14 protein-coding genes and 1 pseudogene are annotated in these 18,243 nt (G+C 68.2%); 9 read left to right on the forward strand and 6 right to left on the reverse strand.

Translation table 11 applies throughout. The features are described from left to right. Positions 1–60 precede the first annotated feature (60 nt). Positions 61–1,140 carry a ribonuclease D gene (gene rnd / locus ACTJI4_RS18110; RefSeq protein WP_440870128.1) on the reverse strand — a complete coding sequence of 360 codons (1,080 nt, stop codon included), beginning with the start codon at positions 1,138–1,140 and terminating at the stop codon, positions 61–63. Positions 1,141–1,222: 82 nt separating this feature from the next. On the opposite strand from rnd, the gene ACTJI4_RS18115 reads away from it, so the two are divergent. Next, positions 1,223–3,091 carry a formylglycine-generating enzyme family protein gene (locus ACTJI4_RS18115; protein WP_392921171.1) on the forward strand — a complete coding sequence of 623 codons (1,869 nt, stop codon included), beginning with the start codon at positions 1,223–1,225 and terminating at the stop codon, positions 3,089–3,091. A gap of 70 nt (positions 3,092–3,161) precedes the next feature. Further along, the gene (locus ACTJI4_RS18120; RefSeq protein ID WP_392921173.1) at positions 3,162–4,070 is read left to right on the forward strand and encodes a M48 family metallopeptidase; all 909 of its coding nucleotides are present in this window, start codon (positions 3,162–3,164) and stop codon (positions 4,068–4,070) included. A 46-nt stretch (positions 4,071–4,116) separates the two neighbouring features. On the opposite strand, the gene xseA is transcribed toward ACTJI4_RS18120, so the two are convergent. Further along, positions 4,117–5,466, reverse strand: a complete 1,350-nt coding sequence (gene xseA / locus ACTJI4_RS18125; RefSeq protein WP_440870129.1) for an exodeoxyribonuclease VII large subunit — start codon at positions 5,464–5,466, stop codon at positions 4,117–4,119. A gap of 67 nt (positions 5,467–5,533) precedes the next feature. Next, complete coding sequence (gene queG, locus ACTJI4_RS18130) at positions 5,534–6,622, reverse strand: tRNA epoxyqueuosine(34) reductase QueG (protein WP_392921179.1); 1,089 nt, start codon at positions 6,620–6,622, stop codon at positions 5,534–5,536. Between the two features lie 22 nt (positions 6,623–6,644). On the opposite strand from queG, the pseudogene ACTJI4_RS18135 reads away from it, so the two are divergent. The 6 genes and pseudogenes from ACTJI4_RS18135 (at position 6,645) to ACTJI4_RS18160 (ending at position 14,552) form a co-directional block, all read left to right on the forward strand. Continuing rightward, a pseudogene (locus tag ACTJI4_RS18135) lies at positions 6,645–8,122 on the forward strand (NAD(P)H-hydrate dehydratase). Positions 8,123–8,127: 5 nt separating this feature from the next. Continuing rightward, positions 8,128–8,610, forward strand: coding sequence for a tRNA (adenosine(37)-N6)-threonylcarbamoyltransferase complex ATPase subunit type 1 TsaE (tsaE, locus tag ACTJI4_RS18140; protein ID WP_392921185.1), 483 nt, complete (start codon positions 8,128–8,130; stop codon positions 8,608–8,610). Between the two features lie 82 nt (positions 8,611–8,692). Then, complete coding sequence (locus ACTJI4_RS18145; RefSeq protein WP_392921188.1) at positions 8,693–10,291, forward strand: N-acetylmuramoyl-L-alanine amidase; 1,599 nt, start codon at positions 8,693–8,695, stop codon at positions 10,289–10,291. A 513-nt stretch (positions 10,292–10,804) separates the two neighbouring features. Then, positions 10,805–12,658, forward strand: coding sequence for a DNA mismatch repair endonuclease MutL (gene mutL / locus ACTJI4_RS18150; RefSeq protein WP_440870130.1), 1,854 nt, complete (start codon positions 10,805–10,807; stop codon positions 12,656–12,658). 11 nt (positions 12,659–12,669) lie between these two features. Further along, complete coding sequence (locus ACTJI4_RS18155; RefSeq protein WP_440870131.1) at positions 12,670–13,605, forward strand: DUF1684 domain-containing protein; 936 nt, start codon at positions 12,670–12,672, stop codon at positions 13,603–13,605. 8 nt (positions 13,606–13,613) lie between these two features. Next, entirely contained in the window at positions 13,614–14,552 is a 939-nt protein-coding gene (locus ACTJI4_RS18160) for a TraB/GumN family protein (RefSeq protein ID WP_392922006.1), read from the forward strand. A gap of 82 nt (positions 14,553–14,634) precedes the next feature. On the opposite strand, the gene phaR is transcribed toward ACTJI4_RS18160, so the two are convergent. From phaR to gluQRS, 3 genes are all read right to left on the reverse strand, one after another. Further along, entirely contained in the window at positions 14,635–15,156 is a 522-nt protein-coding gene (phaR, locus tag ACTJI4_RS18165) for a polyhydroxyalkanoate synthesis repressor PhaR (protein WP_440870132.1), read from the reverse strand. A gap of 267 nt (positions 15,157–15,423) precedes the next feature. Beyond that, positions 15,424–16,164: a beta-ketoacyl-ACP reductase gene (locus ACTJI4_RS18170; RefSeq protein ID WP_440870133.1), complete on the reverse strand. Its 741-nt coding sequence runs from the start codon at positions 16,162–16,164 to the stop codon at positions 15,424–15,426. 67 nt (positions 16,165–16,231) lie between these two features. After that, on the reverse strand, positions 16,232–17,116 hold the full coding sequence (gene gluQRS, locus ACTJI4_RS18175) for a tRNA glutamyl-Q(34) synthetase GluQRS (protein WP_440870134.1): 885 nt from the start codon (positions 17,114–17,116) through the stop codon (positions 16,232–16,234). Between the two features lie 93 nt (positions 17,117–17,209). Between gluQRS and htpX the strand changes: the two genes are divergently transcribed. Next, positions 17,210–18,082, forward strand: a complete 873-nt coding sequence (htpX, locus tag ACTJI4_RS18180) for a protease HtpX (RefSeq protein WP_392921205.1) — start codon at positions 17,210–17,212, stop codon at positions 18,080–18,082. Positions 18,083–18,243 lie beyond the last annotated feature (161 nt).

Consider the following 18,243-nt stretch of genomic DNA (forward strand, 5'->3'; position numbering starts at 1 on the left):
GGGGGGGGGTGTTGGGTTTTCCTTTTGTTGTTTCCCCTCCCCCCCCCCCCCACCACTCCATCAACCCGCCGGCAACAACGGCGCCAGCACCGGCTCCAGTACCGCCTGCCGCCATCCGGCCAGCGCCTGCGGCCAGGCGCGGCTTTCCAGGTAGCTTTCCAGGTGCTTGCGCGAGGCCAGCACGCCGTCGGGGAGCCCCAATTCGGCGGTGCGCGCGCTCACTGCGTCCTGCAGCCGCTTCAGCGCCTGCTTGTTGGCGTCGTTGGCCGGAAGCGCCAGCGGCGCCTCGGCCTCATCGTGCAGCGGCGTTTCCAGTGCTTCCCAGACCTGCGCGGCCAGCTTGCGCGGGGCCTTGGGGAAGCCTTCCATCAGCGTGGCCAATGCCCCGGCATCGGCCGGGGGGGTGCGCGCCAGCAACGCGGCCAGTTCGTTGTCCAGGATCCAGCTGCGCGGCTTGTCGCTGGCGCGTGCCTGCACGTCACGCCAGCGCAGCAGGCGCAGCAGGCGGTGCTGCGCGGGTGCATCCATGAACTGCGCCGAACGCATCGCCACGTGCGGCCAGCGCTCTTCGTCCTGTTCGACGCTGGCCAGCAGGCGCTCGGCGTCGTCCTGCAGCCACTGGCGGCGGCCCAGCTCGCCCAGCTTCGCATCCACCGCGTCATGGATCGCGAACAGGTACTCCACGTCATCGGCGGCGTACTCCAGCTGCGCATCCGACAGCGGGCGGCGCATCCAGTCCGAGCGGGTTTCGCCTTTGGCGAGTGTCACCCCAGTGATGGCGGTGACCAGCTTCTGGTAGCCCATCCCGCCGCCGATACCGGCCAGTGACGCGCCGATCTGGGTGTCGAACAGCGGCCGCGGCAGCACGCCGCAGGCCACCTTGAAGGTGACCAGGTCCTCGCTCGCGCTGTGCATGATCTTCAGGATCGACGTATCGGCCAGCCACGGCGCCAGCGCCTCGCTCATGCCCGGAATCAACGGGTCGATGATCAGGATTTCATCGCCAACCGCCATCTGCACCAGCGCCAGCTGCGGCCAGTAAGTGCGTTCACGGATGAATTCGGTGTCCAGCCCGATGCGGGTGGGGCGCTGGCGGTAGCGCTCGTCCAGTTCCGCCGGGGTTTTGATCCAATAGGCCACGTAGGGATTCCATCTACTGCAGGTTTGCTCAGGTGAGGGAGAATAGCCTAACGTCGAGGCCGTCCCGCCGAAGGAACCCCAATTGCGTACTCCAGGCCCTGTCCCGTTGTTGCTGGCCGCGCTGCTGCTGGCCACGACTGCCTGCTCGCCCGAAGCGCCACCGCCACGCCCGGCGGCCGCGCGCGCGGCCGAGCCGGCCAAACGGGCCGAGCCTTCATCCGGGCAGGTGACCATCGGTGGTGAAGAGGAAGCGGAGACCGAACAGCGCTGGCAGCCGCCGGCGGTGGCCATCGCCGACGACGAGGTGGCCCAGGCGCGCCGTGATGCGGCCAAGGCCTTTGAAGAGGGTCGGTTGTACGCCACCGCCGCCGATGCGCTTCCGATCTGGCTGGCGTTGCGCCAGCGCGACGCCAACGACCGCCAGGCCCAGGCCGGGCTCACCCGTGCCCGCCAGCAGCTGCTGCAGGAAGCCAATGCGCTGTTGGAGCGGCCACTGCAGCAGCGTGAAGCACTGGCCCAGGCCGGCGAGATGGCGCTGGTGCTGCTGACCCTGGCCCCGGATGACCCCAAGGTGCGCCAGCTGCAGTCGCGCGTGGAGCTGGCCCAGCGGGTGGTCGCGTACAACCGGGCCGGTGAGGAGGACCTGCGTGCCGAGCGCATCGGTGAGGACGGTGACGGTGCCATTCCCAACTTCCGCGAGGCGCTGGCGCTGCAGCCGGACGAGCCGCGTGCCAGACAGGGCCTGGCCGCCGCCGAAAGCGCGCTGATCCGCCGCGCCGAGGCCGCTGCCCGCAGCGCCGATTTCACCGCCGCCGGTACCTGGCTGGCCGAGGCCGCCAAGGTGCGCGATTCGGCATCGACCATTGCCGACGCGTTTGAGCGGATCGAAGCCATCCGCGCCGCGACGCTGGTGCGGCTGCGTGACGAAGGCCTGCGTGATTTGACCACCCCCCAGGGGCTCAAGCCAGCGCGGCAGAAGCTGGAAGACGCGCTGCGTATCGCGATGCCCGGCGACCCGGTGGTGGCCCAGCTGCGTGAACGCATCGAACTGGCCACCCATTACGGCAGTTTCCGCCCGCGCCAGGTGTTCAGTGATGCGCTGCGCGATGGCGGGCGTGGTCCACAGATGATCGTGGTGCCGCATGGCGGTTTCCAGATGGGCGCCGGTGATGCGGAACCGGGTGCCAGCGATGCGGAAAAACCGTCCCACTACGTGCGCTTCGACCGTGGCTTCGCGATGGCGATCACCGAAGTGACCGTGGCCGACTATCGCCGCTACGTGCAGGCCAGCAACGCGCGGCCGCGAGCCACCCGCCGCGGCCATTCGATCATCTATGACGAGCGCAGCGGCAACTTCACCCGCAGCAGCGGTGTGGACTGGCGCTCGGGTTACGACGGCACCCCGGCGATCGCCAATTCGCCGGTGATGCACGTCAGCGTGCGTGATGCCGAGCACTACGCGATGTGGCTGTCCGAGCAGACCGGGCGCTCTTACCGGTTGCCCAGCGAGGCCGAATTCGAGTACGCGCTGCGCGCTGGTACCAGTGGCCGCTATCCGTGGGGCAATCAAGGCACGCCGCCGCCGCTGTCGGGCAACTTCACCGGCGGCGAAGACGTCTCGCCGTCCGGCCGGCGCTGGTTCAACGCCTTCGTCGGCTATGGCGATGGCTGGTGGGGCCCGGCCCCGGTGGCAAGTTTCGAGCCCAACGCATGGGGCCTGCATGACATGGCCGGCAACCTCAGCGAGTGGGTGGCCGACTGCTGGCACGCCAGCTATCGCCGGGCTCCCGCCGATGGCGTGGCCTGGTTCAACCCCGGCTGCCGGCAGCGGGTGATCCGCGGCGGCAACTGGGCCAACGCCCCCGAACAGACCCGCGCGGCCTGGCGGCAATCACAGGATTCGGACACGACCAGCGCCAGGATCGGGTTCCGCCTGGTTCGAGGTATCTGATACGACGGCTTGGCGCTAGGATTGCCCCCAATGCCGGCAGGGCGTGCCGGCCCCATCAGGAACCAGGACGATGAGCAGCGATCCATATGGCGGTCAGCAACGGGCACGACGCCCCGGTCTGTTCGGCAACATCCGCTGGTGGGTGCTGCTGGCGTTCGCCGGCTACGCTGCTTTCTACTGGTTCTCCAATCGCAGCGTCGACCCGTACACGGGTGAAAGCGTGCTGATCGACAGCTCGCTCGACGCCGACCAGGAGAAGGCGTTGGGTCTGCAGGCCTACCAGCAGATCCTGGCCGAGGAGCGCCCACTGGATCCGAACGCGCAGATCTCACGGGACGTGCGCGCGATCGCCGAACGGCTGATCCGCAAGGTTGACGTGGTGGAAACCGCGCTGGCCGAGGAGCACGGCCTGAAGCCGGCGCACTTCTCACGTGACTTCGAATGGGAAGTCAACGTGATCCAGTCCGATCAGGCCAATGCGTTCTGCCTGCCCGGCGGCAAGATGGCGGTCTACACCGGGTTGGTGCCGGTGGCGCAGACCCAGGACGCAATGGCGGTGGTGATGGGCCACGAAATCGCCCACGCCCTGCTGCGCCATGGTGCCCAGCGCATGGCCCAGCAGAAACTCACCCAGATCGGCCAGATGGCCGGCGCCGCCAGCGGCATGGACCCGCAGCAGCAACAGATGGTGATGTCGGCGATGGGCTACGGTTACCTGCTGCCGTACGCGCGCAGCCACGAAACCCAGGCCGATGAAGTGGGCCTGATGTTGGCGGCCGCGGCGTGCTTCGACCCGCGCGAAGCGGTGCCGTTGTGGGAACGCATGGGTCAGGCCAGCGGCGGCCAGGCGCCCCCGGAATTTTCCTCCACCCATCCCAACCCGGGCACCCGCATCCAGAACCTGCAGGCGCTGATGCCCAAGGCCATGGAATACCGCCAACGCTATTGCGAGTCAGCAGGCGCCCCGGCAACCCAATAACGTGGGCGAGACGCGCGCGACCTGCGCGGACACGCACGGCGTGTCCCTACGCGGCTGACCCGCCCGTGTCCTTGACCACCACATCGATCACGCCGTCCTGCACCCGGGCCTTCAGTGAATCGCCGGGTGAAACATCCAGCGGTGACCGCACCAGGCGCCCATCCGCCTCGCGGGTCAGGATCGCGTAACCCCGCGAAACCGTCGCCAGCGGACTCACCGCCTCCATCGAGCGCGCCAACGCGCGCAGGTGCAGGGTGTCGCGCTGCAGCTGCCGCGCCATGGCCGCCTCCGCCCTCGGCTGCAGCCGTTGCAGGTGCTGCTTCAGTGCATCCAGCCGACGCCGCGGGTGGCCATTGCGCAGTACCACCGCCGCATGCCGCAGCTGCCCCAGGCGGCGCTCATGCTGCTGCTGCCACGCGGCGGCCAGACGCCGGGCCAGGTCCTGCTGGCGCCGCTGCAACAGCAGCAGGCGGTTCTGCGGACTCTGCGCGTTGAGCCGCAGCAACGCCCGGTCGGCCCGCTGCATGGCCTGGCCCAACCCATGCCGCTGCAGCTGCACCAGGCGCGCGGCGAGCCGGCGCAGGCGCAACTGCAGGTCGCGCTGGTCGGGCACCAGCAGCTCGGCGGCGACCGAGGGCGTCGGAGCGCGCAGGTCAGCGGCAAAATCGGCCAGGCTGAAGTCGGTCTCGTGGCCCACCGCCGACACCACCGGGGTGGCGCTGGCGGCGATGGCGCGCGCCAGCTGTTCGTCATTGAAGGCCCACAGGTCTTCCATCGAACCGCCGCCGCGGGTGAGCAGGATCACGTCGTAACGGCCACTCGCATCGGCACTGCGCAGCAGTGCGGTGATCTGCGCGGCGGCACTGTCGCCCTGGACCAGACTGGGCAGCAGGTCCACTTCCAGCAACGGGAAGCGGCGCGCCAGCACGCTGAGCACGTCGCGCACGGCCGCGCCGGTGGGCGAGGTGATCACCGCCAGCCGCCGCACATGGGCGGGCAGGGCACGCTTGCGTTCAGCGGCGAACAGCCCTTCGGCGTCCAGCCGCGCCTTGAGCTGCTCGTAGGCCCGGCGCAGCGCGCCTTCCCCGGCCTCCTCCATGTGGTCGAGCACCATCTGGTACTCGCCGCGCGCCTCGTACAGCGTCAGCCGGCCCCGCGCGAGTACCCGCATGCCCTCGCGCGGCACGAACTTCAGCCACTGGCTTTTGGGCTTGAACAGCGCAGCGCGGATCTGCGCGCGCGCATCCTTCAGGGTGAAATACATATGGCCCGAGGCCGGGCGGGTGACGCTGCCCAGCTCGGCTTCCACCCACACCATCGGGAACGTGCCTTCCAGCAGGTCGCGGGCCAGGATGTTGAGCTGGCTGGGCGTGAGGATCTGCGCGCTACGGTCCATGGACGGTCAAACGGTACGAACGGGCGCCCATGGTCGCATGCCGGGCCGAGCTGCGTGTGGGCAGCGCTCAGCCGGTGGTGTCGAGCCGGGCGTGTTGTCGCAGTGCCCATTGCACATGTTCGCGCACCAGCGTCGAACCGTGGCCGGCGCGCGACTGCAGCGCGGCCAGCGTGTCCGGGTGGCCCGGCGCATTGCCGAGCGCCACCGCGATGTTGCGCAGCCAGCGTTCGTGCCCGCTGCGGCGGATCGGGCTGCCTTCGGTGCGGCGCAGGAACTCGTCTTCCTCCCAGGCGAACAGTTCGGCCAGGGTGGCGGTGTCCAGCGCATTGCGGGCGCGGAAGTCGGGTTCGTCGGTACGGCGCGCGAACTTGTTCCATGGGCATACCAGCTGGCAGTCGTCGCAGCCATAGATGCGGTTGCCCATCAGCGGGCGCATGTCTTCTGGGATGGCGCCGTCGTGTTCGATGGTGAGGTAGGAAATGCACCTTCGCGCATCCAGCCGCTGCGGGGCGATGATGGCCTGGGTGGGGCACACATCGATGCAGCGCGTGCAGGTGCCACAGTGCGCGGTGGCCGGCGCATCCACCGGCAACGGCAGGTCGATGTAGATTTCGCCCAGGAAAAACCACGAACCGCCCTGGCGGTCGATCAGGCAGGTGTGCTTGCCGATCCAACCCAACCCGGCGTTGCGCGCCAGTGCGCGCTCCAGGACCGGCGCCGAATCGACGAACACCCGGTAACCGAAGGGGCCGACCTCCGCCGCCAGTGCGTCGGCGAACTTCTGCAGGCGGTTGCGCATCAGCTTGTGGTAATCGCGGCCCAATGCATACCGCGCAACGTAGGCGCGATCGCCGTCGTGCAGCGTGGCCCAGGCCTCGGCGTCGTCCTTGTGCCCGTAATCCATGCCCACCGAAATCACCCGCACGGTGCCGGGCAGCAGTTCAGCGGGGCGCGCGCGCAGCGTGCCGTGGCGTGCCATCCAGTCCATGGTGCCGTACAGTCCCTTGCCCAGCCAGTCGGCCAGGTGCGCTTCGTCGTCGGCCAGGTCGACGCCGGAGACGCCGCACCGCTGGAAACCATGCTGGCGCGCAAGCGCGCGCACCCGTTCGGCGGCACGGGCCAGGTCGAGCGGGGCGGGCAGGGGAACAGCGGACATGCGGCAAGTATAGAATCCTGGCATGCACGAACTCGATGAACTGTTCGATGTCGCCGCCGCGCGCCGTCTCGACGCCCAGGCCAGCGCGCTGCTGGGCGATGGCGGTGCGGGGTTGATGGAGCAGGCCGGCACGGCCGCTTGGCACTGCCTGCTGGAGCGCTGGCCGCAGGCACAGCGGCTGTGCGTGGCGGTAGGAACGGGCAATAACGGCGGCGATGGCTACGTGCTCGCGCGCCTGGCCCGGCAGGCGGGGCGCCAGGTGACGGTGCTGCGGCTGGCCGACGCCAGCGCACCGACTGGACTTGCTGAACGCGTGCGCGCGCTCTATCTGGCAGAAGGTGGGGAGGAAACGCATTTTGCCGGGGGGCTGCCCTGCTCGGACATCGTGGTCGATGCGGTATTCGGCATTGGCCTCAATCGTGCGCCGGCTGGCGATGCCGAGCGGCTGATCAGGGCGATCACCGACAGTGGGCTGCCGGTGCTGTCGCTGGATGTGCCCAGTGGCGTCGACGCGCGCACCGGTGCGGTGCCCGGTGCTGCCGTGCGCGCCACGCTCACCCTGCAGTTCATCGTCCGCCACCAGGGCCTGTACACCGGGGCAGCGCTTGAGTACATCGGCGGTCGTCGACTGGCACCGCTGTCGCTGCCAGATGACGCGCAGCAGGGCGTGGTTCCGGCGGCCTGCCTGTGGCTGCCCTCGCGCCTGCCCGCGCAGTTGCCGCGGCGCCGCGCCAACACGCACAAGGGCGAATCCGGCCATGTGCTCTGCGCAGGTGGCAATACCGGCAGTGGGGGTGCGGTGATGCTGGCAGCCGAGTCGGCGCTGCGCGCCGGCGCCGGATTGGTCAGCGTGGCGACCCAGGCGCAGCACATCGCCCCGCTGCTCTCACGCCTGCCCGAAGCCATGGCTCATCCCGTGCAGGAGGCGCACGACCTGCAGGTGCTGTTGCCGCGCGCGAAGGTCATTGCCATCGGCCCCGGGCTGGGCCAGGACGACTGGGCCCATGAGCTCTGGCGGCAGGTACTGGCCAGCGGCAAGCCGCTGGTGATCGATGCCGATGCGCTGAACCTGTTGGCTTCCTCACCGCAGACGCTGTGCGATGCCGTCCTTACCCCGCACCCGGGCGAGGCGGCGCGCCTGCTGGGCATCGACACGTTCCAGGTGCAGGCCGACCGTTTCGCAGCAGCTGCAGCACTGTCCGCGCGCTTCAACAGCGTGGTAGTGCTCAAGGGCGCGGGCACGATCGTAGCCGCGCCGCATCAGCGCCCACGGGTGATCGCCGCCGGCAACCCCGGCATGGCGGTGGGTGGCATGGGCGACCTGCTCACCGGCATCATTGCCGCCTGCGCGCGCAGGGCCTGGACGCGTTCGACGCGGCCAGCAGCGGCGCGCTGCTGCACAGCCTGGCCGGCGATGACGCAGCCAGCGAAGGCCAGCGTGGCCTGCTCCCCACCGACCTGCTGGTGCCGCTGCGCCGGCGGGTGAACCCGGAACCGTGACGTCCATGATTGATATCTTCCTGGCCCAACCGCAGGACACCGACCTGCTCGGGCAATGGCTGGCGGCCACCCGCCCACCGCATGCGGTGGTTGAGCTGAGGGGTGATCTGGGGGCGGGCAAGTCCACCCTGGCGCGGGCGCTGTTGAGGGCCTTGGGCGTGCAGGGAAACGTCCGCAGTCCCACCTACACCCTGGTCGAGCGCTACCCATTGAGCGATGGGCACGAAGCATGGCATCTGGACCTGTATCGGATCGGGCAGGCCGACGAGCTTGATTTCCTGGGTCTGGACGAGGGCAGCGCATCGTTGTGGCTGGTGGAATGGCCAGAGCGCGGCGCCGGTGCACTGCCGCCCACCGATCTGATCGTGGCCCTGGAAATCGATGGACAGGGCCGGCGCGCGCAGCTGAGCGCGGCCAGTGCCGCAGGACATGAATGGCTGGATCGTCTACCTCAAGGCGGCGACTTGCAGGCCCTTTCTGTGGGCTGACAGTAGGAAACATTCCCAGGTTACGGATTATTAAGGGAAAAGGTGTTGCTTTTCATTCAGCGCAGTGATTGAATCCGTACCCATGCCAATGGGGAAACCACTCACTGCGATCTGCGCCGCCGTCGGACTCTGTCTGGCGAGCGCAATGTCGTGGGCCGGAGAAGTGCGCCAAGTGGCCCTGGAGACCGGTTCCACGGGTACGCGCGCGGAGATCGCGCTGTCCGGCAGCGGCGGTTACAAGACCTTGACCCTGGCCGGCCCGAACCGGTTGGTGGTCGATTTCCCGGAATCCAGCGCGGTGCGCAACCTCAAGCTGCCGGCTCCGAAGGGGGTGGTCACGGCAGTGCGCACCGGGCAGCCCGTGCCGGGTACGTTCCGGGTAGTGTTCGACCTGGCCGAGTCGGTGGCGCCGTTCAAGCCGCAGATGGTCAAGCAGGGCGCGGACTCCCGGCTGGTGATCGAATGGCCGGGCGACGCGCCGGCCAACGTGGCCAGTGCGCCGGCGAACCCTGCACCGACCACGACCACGCCTGTGCCCGCTTCGGTGACCCCACAGCCGACGCCTGCGCCCGTGGCCGCCACGACCCAGACCCTGCCGCCGACGCCAGCGGAAGCGGCGCAGGCGCGCAATGACGCGGCGCGTGCGACCGCGCTGCTGACCGCCTCGGTGCGCCAGCAGGCCAGCGCCAGTGCCGCCACGCCGGTGCCGACCCCTGCCGCGCCGACGGCCACCACGGTCAACGTAGCGGCGGCCGGTACGGCCAACGCAGCCAGCAATTCCGCATCGCCGGCGGCCATCCTGGCCGGCCAGCCGACTGCGGCCAGCGTGCCGGCGCCGGTGCCGACCACCGTGGTGCCGGCGCCGCCGCCACGCCCGGTGATGCCCAGCGATGCCTCGCGGATCAAGATGCAGTCGGGCATGCGCCCGCTGGTGGTGGCGATCGATCCGGGCCACGGTGGCCAGGATCCGGGCGCGGTCGGGCCAACCGGCAAGCGCGAAAAAGACATCACCCTGGCGGTAGCGCGTGAGCTGGCGCGCCAGGTCAACGCGACGCCGGGCCTGAAGGCGTTCCTGACCCGCGATACCGACGTGTTCATTCCGCTGCCCATGCGCGCGCAGAAGGCACGCTCGGCAAAGGCGGACATCTTCATTTCGATCCACGCCGATGCGGCGGAAAACCGTGCGGCGACGGGTTCGTCGGTGTACGTGCTGTCGACCAAGGGCGCATCGTCGCAACGTGCGCGCTGGCTGGCGGACAAGGAAAACGCGGCCGATCTGGTGGGCGGCGTACGCCTGCAGCAGACCGAGGGCACGCTGGCCAACGTGCTGCTGGACCTGGCCCAGAGCGGGTACATGAAGGCCTCTGAAGATGCGGCCGGGCATGTGCTGGGCGGGCTGAAGCGGATCGGCAAGAACCACAAGCCGAACATCGAACGCGCCAACTTCGCGGTGCTGCGCACCTCGGACATGCCGGCGATGCTGGTGGAAACGGCCTTCATCTCCAACCCGGACGAAGAGCGCCGCCTGATGGACCCGGCCTACCAGCGCCAGATCGCCGGTGCGGTGCTGGATGGCGTGCATACGTTCTTCAGCCGCCAGCCGCCACCGGGCACGCTGTACGCAGCCAAGGCCCAAGCCGAAATAGACGCCGCCGGTACTGTCGCCGGGGGCAGCAAGTAAAAACCCGCTTCGGCGGGTTTTTTAATGCCGCCGGTCGAGACATTCCGTGTCGCCGGGCTCTGCCCGGCTGCTGTTGGTTTTCTGCGAACAGCCGATGTTCAACGGTTCCCTGGTTTGGCGGGACGGTGCGGGTTTGCGGGGGACGCCGTGAACCCGTCCTTGGGGGCTTGGCAAAAACATCCATGTTTTTGACACCCCCGCAAACCCGCCCCGTCCCACCTACGACGGGTGGTCGGTGGCCACGGAACATCAAACGCCGGCGTCGATCTTCTGCATGGGCTACTGCGCAATGCCGCGTAGAGCCACGCCCTGCGTGGCTGCTCTCGTTTCCGCCCGCGACCTTGTGTCGGGGGAGGCCGGCGGGCAGTGCCCGGAGGGACTGTCAAAAACATGGATGTTTTTGCCGAGCCTCCAGGGATGGATTCACGGCGTGTCCCGTAGGGGACTGCCCGCCGGCCTCCCCAGCCCGGAAAAACTGAAACGCTGCCGTTCGCGCTTCGCTATCATCACCGCATGAGCATCCGCCAACTTCCCGACATCCTCATCAATCAGATCGCTGCAGGCGAGGTCGTTGAGCGCCCGGCGTCGGTGGTGAAGGAACTGGTGGAAAACGCCCTGGATGCCGGTGCCACCCGCGTGGATATCGACCTGGAAGAGGGTGGGGTGCGGTTGATCCGCATCCGTGATGACGGCGGTGGCATCGCGCCGGAAGAACTGCCGCTGGCGGTATCGCGGCATGCCACCAGCAAGATCGCCAGCCTGGATGACCTGGAAGCGGTGGCCACGCTCGGCTTCCGTGGCGAGGCGCTGCCGTCGATCGCGTCGGTGAGCCGCTTTACCCTGGCCTCGCGCCGGCGCAGTGACGCGCATGGCTCGGCGCTGCAGATCGAGGGCGGCAAGCTGGGCGAAGTCACCCCGCGCGCGCACGCGCCGGGCACGACGGTGGAAGTGCGCGAGCTGTTCTACAACGTGCCTGCGCGCCGCAAGTTCCTGCGCGCCGAACGCACCGAACTGGGCCACATCGAAGAATGGCTGCGCTCGCTCGCGCTCGCGCGCCCGGACGTGGAGCTGCGCGTGTCGCACAACGGCAAGCCGTCGCGGCGCTACAAACCGGGCGACCTGTATTCCGATGCGCGGCTGGGCGAGACGCTGGGCGAGGACTTCGCCACCCAGGCCATGCGTGTGGACCACAGCGGTGCCGGCCTGCGCCTGCATGGCTGGATTGCGCAGCCGCATTATTCGCGCGCCAGCACCGACCAGCAGTACCTCTACGTAAACGGCCGTTCGGTACGCGACCGCAGCGTGGCGCATGCGGTGAAGATGGCTTACGGCGATGTGCTGTTCCATGGCCGTCAGCCGGCATACGTGCTGTTCCTGGAGCTGGACCCGACCCGGGTGGACGTCAACGTGCACCCGGCCAAGCACGAAGTGCGGTTCCGCGATTCGCGCCTGATCCACGACTTCGTCTACCGCACGTTGAAGGAGGCGCTGGCCGAAACCCGGGCGGGCATGACCGCGGCGGGCGCGGGCAGCGAGGGCGTTGCCGAGGCTGCAGTGCCGGCCCATTCCAGTGCGGCGGCCGGTACGGGCTACGCACTGGCGGGCGGTGGTGGTGGCATGGGTAACGCTGGGTGGCGCCCGCAGCAATCCCCGCTGGGCCTGCGCGTGGCTGATGCGCCCTCGGCGTACGCGGCGCTGTATGCGCGGCCTGCCGGCAGTGATGCCGCGCTGCCGCCGATGCCCAGCGAGCAGGGCCTGCCGGTGACCGCAGCCGACAGCGGCGTGCCGCCGCTGGGTTATGCGGTGGCGCAGCTGCACGGCATCTACATCCTGGCAGAGAATGCCGAAGGCCTGATCGTGGTGGACATGCATGCCGCCCACGAACGGATCGGCTACGAGCGGCTCAAGACCGCGCACGATGCCGCCGGACTGCACGCGCAGCCGCTGCTGGTGCCGATCACCCTGGCGGTGGGCGAGCGTGATGCCGACACCGCCGAGCGCGAAGCGGAGACGCTGACCGCGCTGGGCTTCGAGGTCACCCGCTCCGGCCCCGGTTCGCTGCATGTGCGCAGCATCCCTGCGCTGTTGGCCAACGCCGAGCCGGACGCTCTGCTGCGCGATGTGCTCACCGACCTGCGCGAACACGGCCAGAGCCGGCGCATTGCCAGTGCCCGCGACGAACTGTTGTCGACCATGGCCTGCCACGGTGCGGTGCGTGCAAACCGGCGGCTGACCCTGCCGGAAATGAACGCGCTGCTGCGCGACATGGAAATCACCGAGCGGTCCGGCCAGTGCAACCACGGCCGACCGACCTGGGCCCGTTTTTCACTGGCGGAAATCGACCGCTGGTTCCTGCGCGGACGTTGAAGGGGAGCACGATGCGTACTTGGGGATGCGGACTCGGCGCGGCATTGCTGGCGCTGGGCCTGGCAGGGTGTGGCGACAAGGAAACCGCACCGGCGCCGGCGGCGGTGGATCCGGCGTTCGCCGCCGAACAGCAGCAATGGCGGCAGCAGCGCTACACCGAGCTGCAGGCGCCCGACGGCTGGACCAGCCTGGTCGGCCTGCATTGGCTGGAACACAAAGCGCACTACATCGGCAGCGGTCCGGGAAGCGGCATCCGCCTGGCGGTGGGCCCGGCCAAGCTGGGCATGGTCGCGCATCGCGGCGACATCCTGACCTTCACGCCCGAGCGCGGCGCGTCGGTGAGTGTGGACGGCAAGCCGCTCACCGGGCCGATCCGGTTCCAGAGCGACCGCGATCCGGAACCTACCCACATTGCTTTCGATGACGGCAAGGGCCAGCTCAGCCTGATTCACCGTGGCCAGCGCTACGCGCTGCGGGTCAAGCACGCCGATGCCTATTCGCGCACCGGCTTCACCGGCATCAACTACTGGCCGGGTGGTCCGGACTGGCGCATCGCCGCACGGTTCGTTCCGCACCCGGCCGGCAAGACCCTGCCGATCGTGGACATCACCGGCCTCACCACCGAGATGCCGAATGCGGGTGCGCTGGAATTCGAGCGTGATGGAAAGACCTGGCGGCTGGAAGCGCTGGGTGAGCCTGGACGCGAGCTGTTCGTGATCTTCGGCGACCGCACCAGCGGCCACGGCAGTTACCCGGCCGGCCGCTACCTGGACCTGTCCGCACCCGATGCGGGCGGCAAGGTGCTGATCGATTTCAACCACGCCTACAACCCCCCGTGCGCGTTCACCCCGTTCGCCACGTGCCCGCTGACCCCGCCGGAAAACCGCCTGGACCTCAAGGTCGAGGCCGGCGAACAGGCTTACCACACACCCCAGGGAGGGGTTTGAGCATGACGATGCTGAAGCGACTGGCAGCCCCACTGCTGCTGGCCACCGGCCTGCTGCTAGGCAGTGCCACCACGATGGCCGCTGCCCCGGCGGCCAAGTCCACCGCGCCGGTGCCGCTGCTGTGGAAGGTGACCGGCCCGGGCGACAGCCGGGTGTACCTGCTGGGCTCGTTCCACCTGCTGCGCGCCGATGATTACCCGCTGGCGGCCGACGTGGACCAGGCCTTCGCGGCGTCAAAGCGCGTGGTGTTCGAACTGTCGCCGCAGGACATGCAGTCGCCGGACCTGACCCGCAAGATGCTGCAGGCGGCGATGCGGACCGATGGCAGCGAACTCAAGCGCGACCTGGACGACGCCACCTGGACCAAGCTGCAGGCCTATGCACGCGACAACAAGCTGCCGATGGCGCAGCTGCAGGGCATGAAGCCATGGTTCGTCGGGCTGACCATCACCCTGTCGCAGTTTGCAAAGATGGGACTGGACCCGGCACTCGGGCTGGACCGGCATTTCATGACGCGCGCCGCTGATGCGGGCAAGCCGACCAGCGGTCTGGAGGACATCGATACCCAGGTGGCGGTGCTGTCGGGCATGTCGTCCCAGGAGCAGCAGCAGATGGTGGCCGAAGCGCTTGATCAGGCCGACCAGGCCGATGCCATGGGCCGCAAGCTGCACGACGCCTGGCGCCGTGGCGACGACAAGCTGCTGTGGACCTCGATGGCCGCCGAAATGCGCGCGGAGTACCCGCAGCTGTACAAGCGCATCAACACCGACCGCAACAATGCCTGGGTGCCGAAGCTGGAGCAGCAGCTCAAAGCCGGGCAGGGTGGCACGCTGGTGGTGGTGGGCTCGTTGCACCTGCTGGGCGACGATGGCGTAGTGGAGAAGCTGCGCGCCAAGGGCTACCAGGTAGAGCGGATCTGCACCGGCTGCGCGAAACCCAAGCGCTGACATTCAGGAGCCGGAAACGAAAAAGGCGCGGCCGTGAGGCTGCGCCTTTTTCCATGCTGCCCGGCGCTGCCAGGCGACGCGGTCAACGGCGGGTCTTGCCGGTCGCCGTGGGCGCTTCGGGCTTGCCGGTACCCGTGCCGGTCTTCGTGCCCGGCGGGCGTGGGCCGAAACCACCGCCCATGTTGCGCTGGAAGTCCTGCCACAGCTCCAGGTTGCGTTCGGTGAGCTGGTTCATCATCGCCCACGGGGTCTGCCCGAGCAGGTTGCCCATCTGCTGGCGGAACTGCTGCTGCTGGTCCAGGAAGACCTGCATGCTGCGCTCGAGGTAGTTGCCCATGAAGCCCTGCAGCGAATCGCCATAGAACCGGATCAGCTGGCTGAGCAGCTGGGTGGAGAGCATGGGCTCACCGTCCTGTTCCTGGTCGGCGATGATCTGCAGCAATACTGAACGGGTCAGGTCGTCGCCGCTCTTGGCGTCGCGGACTTCGAAGTCCTCACCGTCGAGGATGAGCTGGCGCACGTCTTCTATGGTGATGTAGCTGGAAATTTCGGTGTCGTAGAGACGGCGGTTGGGATACTTCTTGATGATGCGGTTCGCAGCCATGAAGCAATCACTCGCAAGCGTAGGCGCGAAGCATGGCGCAGCGCAGCAGGCGTTGCAACCTCCTTTGGTCATTTGGCTGGATTCTTCATGCTGCGCAGCATTGGTGCAGCATTCTCTGGTCACCGCACCGCCTGCTGCGCTTGCCCAAGCTTTGCTGCGCAAAGCTCGGGCCCCTGCGGCATTCCACCTTAACCCCGCGCCTTCGGGGCGCCCCCTTCAACAAGAAGGGGGCTCTTCTCCAGCCGACGCTACGTAACGGTGTAACCGTTACCAGCCCATGTGGTGGCCGCCGTTGATGTCGAGGTTGGAGCCGGTGATCCAGGCGGCTTCTTCGGCGACCAGGAAGGCCACCGCGTAGGCGATTTCCTCGGGCTTTCCGAGGCGGCCGGTGGGGATGTCGGCAATGATCTTGGCGCGTACTTCGTCGGGCACGGCCATCACCATGTCGGTGGCCACGTAGCCGGGCGAGATGGTGTTGACGGTGATGCCGAAGCCGGCGTTCTCGCGCGCCAGCGAGATGGTGAAGCCGTGCATGCCGGCCTTGGCGGCGGCGTAGTTGGCCTGGCCGTACTGGCCCTTCAGGCCGTTGATCGAGCTGATCTGGATCACCCGGCCCCAGCCGCGGCGGCGCATGCCTTCGATGACCGGGCGGGTGACGTTGAACACCGAATTGAGGTTGGTGTTGATCACGTCGTGCCACTGGTCGGCGCGCATGCGGTGGAAGGTGGTGTCGCGGGTGATGCCGGCGTTGTTGACCAGGATCTCGATAGGGCCCAATGCCGCTTCCACCGCCTGCACCATCTGCTCGGCGGTGCCAGGATCGGATACATCGCCCGGGAAGATCGCCACGTCGCAGCCCCGCGCCAGCATCTTCCCGCGCCAGGCCAGGGCCTTGGCCTCGTCACGGTAGTTGGTGGCAACCCGATGGCCCTGGTCGGCCAGACGTTGGCAGATGGCGGAACCGATACCGCCGGTACCACCGGTGACCAGTGCGACGCGAGATGTCATGAGCAGCTACTCCGGGGCCAGCAGGGGGGGAACGCGATTCTGCAACATCGCGACGGAAAATGGGGGCTCAACAGGCGTCGGCGCCAAGCCGGATGTCACCCGGTGGCAATCGGGCCGGGTCGAAGCCGGCAACGGCCTGTTCAAGCAGATCGGCGACGCGGAGGCAGCCCTGCAGCCACGCGGGATCCTGGCCAAGCTGCGCCCAAGCCTGCTGGAGGGCCGGCAGCGGGCGGTCCGCATCGACCGGGCGCGCGGCGGCGGATTTGGACAGCTTCAACCCATCCGGCTCCAGCAGCAGCGGAAGATGCAGGTAGCGCGGGGTGGGCAGGCCCAGCGCCTGCTGCAGCAGGATCTGGCGCGGAGTTGATTCGAGCAGGTCGGCGCCGCGCACCACGTCGGTGATGGCCTGGTCGCCGTCGTCGACCACCACGGCCAGTTGGTAGGCCCAGTAGCCGTCGGCCCGACGCAGCACGAAATCGCCGACTTCGGCATGGACGTCCTGGCGGACCCGGCCACGCAGGCCGTCATCGAACGCGATCACGCTGCCCGGCGGCACGCGCAGGCGGATGGCCGGTCGGGCGCGCTCGCTACGTGCGACGCAGTAATGATGAATGCCGTGCTGAGCGGACAGTTCGGTGCGGCTGCAGTGGCAGGCAAAGGCCCTGTCCTCGGCCAGCAGGCGATCGAGGGCGTGCTGGTACAGGGCGTCCCGCTGGCTCTGATGGACGATGGCGCCATCGCTGGCGAGGCCGAAGCCGGTCAGGGCCGCCAATTGCTGTTCGATGGCACCCGGCACGGTGCGGGGCGGGTCGACGTCTTCAACCCGCACAAGCCACTGGCCGCGGGCGCGCCGGGCCAGCAGCCAGCTGCCGAAGGCGGCGAGCAGCGAGCCGGCGTGGAGCGGGCCGGTGGGCGAGGGGGCAAAGCGGCCCCGGTAGGCAGTTATCGACATGAACTATGAATCGTCGGTCAGGTTGCGACTTGAATTCAACATGAAGTCCCCGCAGATTTGCACCAACACCCACCCAAAAGCGTCCTTTTCCCCATGTTCAGTCGTATTGCCCTGTTCCTCGCGACCAACTTCGCCGTGTTGATCCTGGCAGGCTTCGTCATGCGCCTGGCCGGCGTCGATCCCGCGAGCATGAGTGGCCTGCTGGTGGTTGCGGCCATTTTCGGCTTCGGCGGCTCGTTGATTTCGCTGCTGTTGTCGAAGTGGATGGCCAAGCGCTCCACCGGCGCGGTGGTGATCACCGAGCCGCGCAACCCGACCGAGCGCTGGCTGCTGGCCACGGTGGAGCGCCAAGCGCGTGAAGCGGGCATCGGCATGCCGGAAGTGGCGGTCTACGACGGCCCGGAAATCAACGCGTTCGCGACCGGCGCCAACCGCAACAATGCGCTGGTGGCGGTCTCCACGGGTCTGCTGCAGAACATGAGCGAAGACGAGGCGGAGGCAGTGCTGGGCCATGAGATCGCGCATGTGGCCAACGGCGACATGATCACCATGGCACTGCTGCAGGGCGTGCTCAACACCTTCGTGATCGTGCTGGCGCGCGTGGTCGGGGGCATCATCGACAGCGCGCTGTCGGGCAACCGCGAAGGCGGCGGCCGTGGTTTTGCCTACTTCATCATCGTGTTCGTGCTGGAAATGGTGTTCGGCCTGTTCGCCACCATGATCGCCATGTGGTTCTCGCGTCACCGCGAATTCCGCGCCGACGCGGGCGGCGCGCACCTGGCCGGCCGCCAGAAGATGATCGCCGCACTGGAGCGTCTCAAGCTCAATCACGGCCAGAGCACCCTTCCGACCCAGATCGCCGCGTTCGGCATCGCCGGCGCCACCGCCAAGAAGCTGTTCCTGAGCCACCCGCCGCTGGAAGAGCGCATTGCCGCGCTGAAGGCCGCGAGCAACACCGTGGCGTGATGCGGTGGTGTCAGGTTTGAATGAAGCGCCCGGCCTTTGGTCGGGCGTTTTTTTTGCCCACGAAAAGCGCTGGCGTTTTCATTCTTGGCGCGCGGGGGAGCGGGGTGGAGGGGGTAGCGGGGCACGCGTGAACCCATCCATGGGGCTTATCGCAGCATCCA

Origin of the sequence: Stenotrophomonas sp. 22385 (genome assembly GCF_052045085.1) — a bacterium.
In the GTDB taxonomy this organism is placed as follows: Bacteria; Pseudomonadota; Gammaproteobacteria; order Xanthomonadales; family Xanthomonadaceae; genus Stenotrophomonas.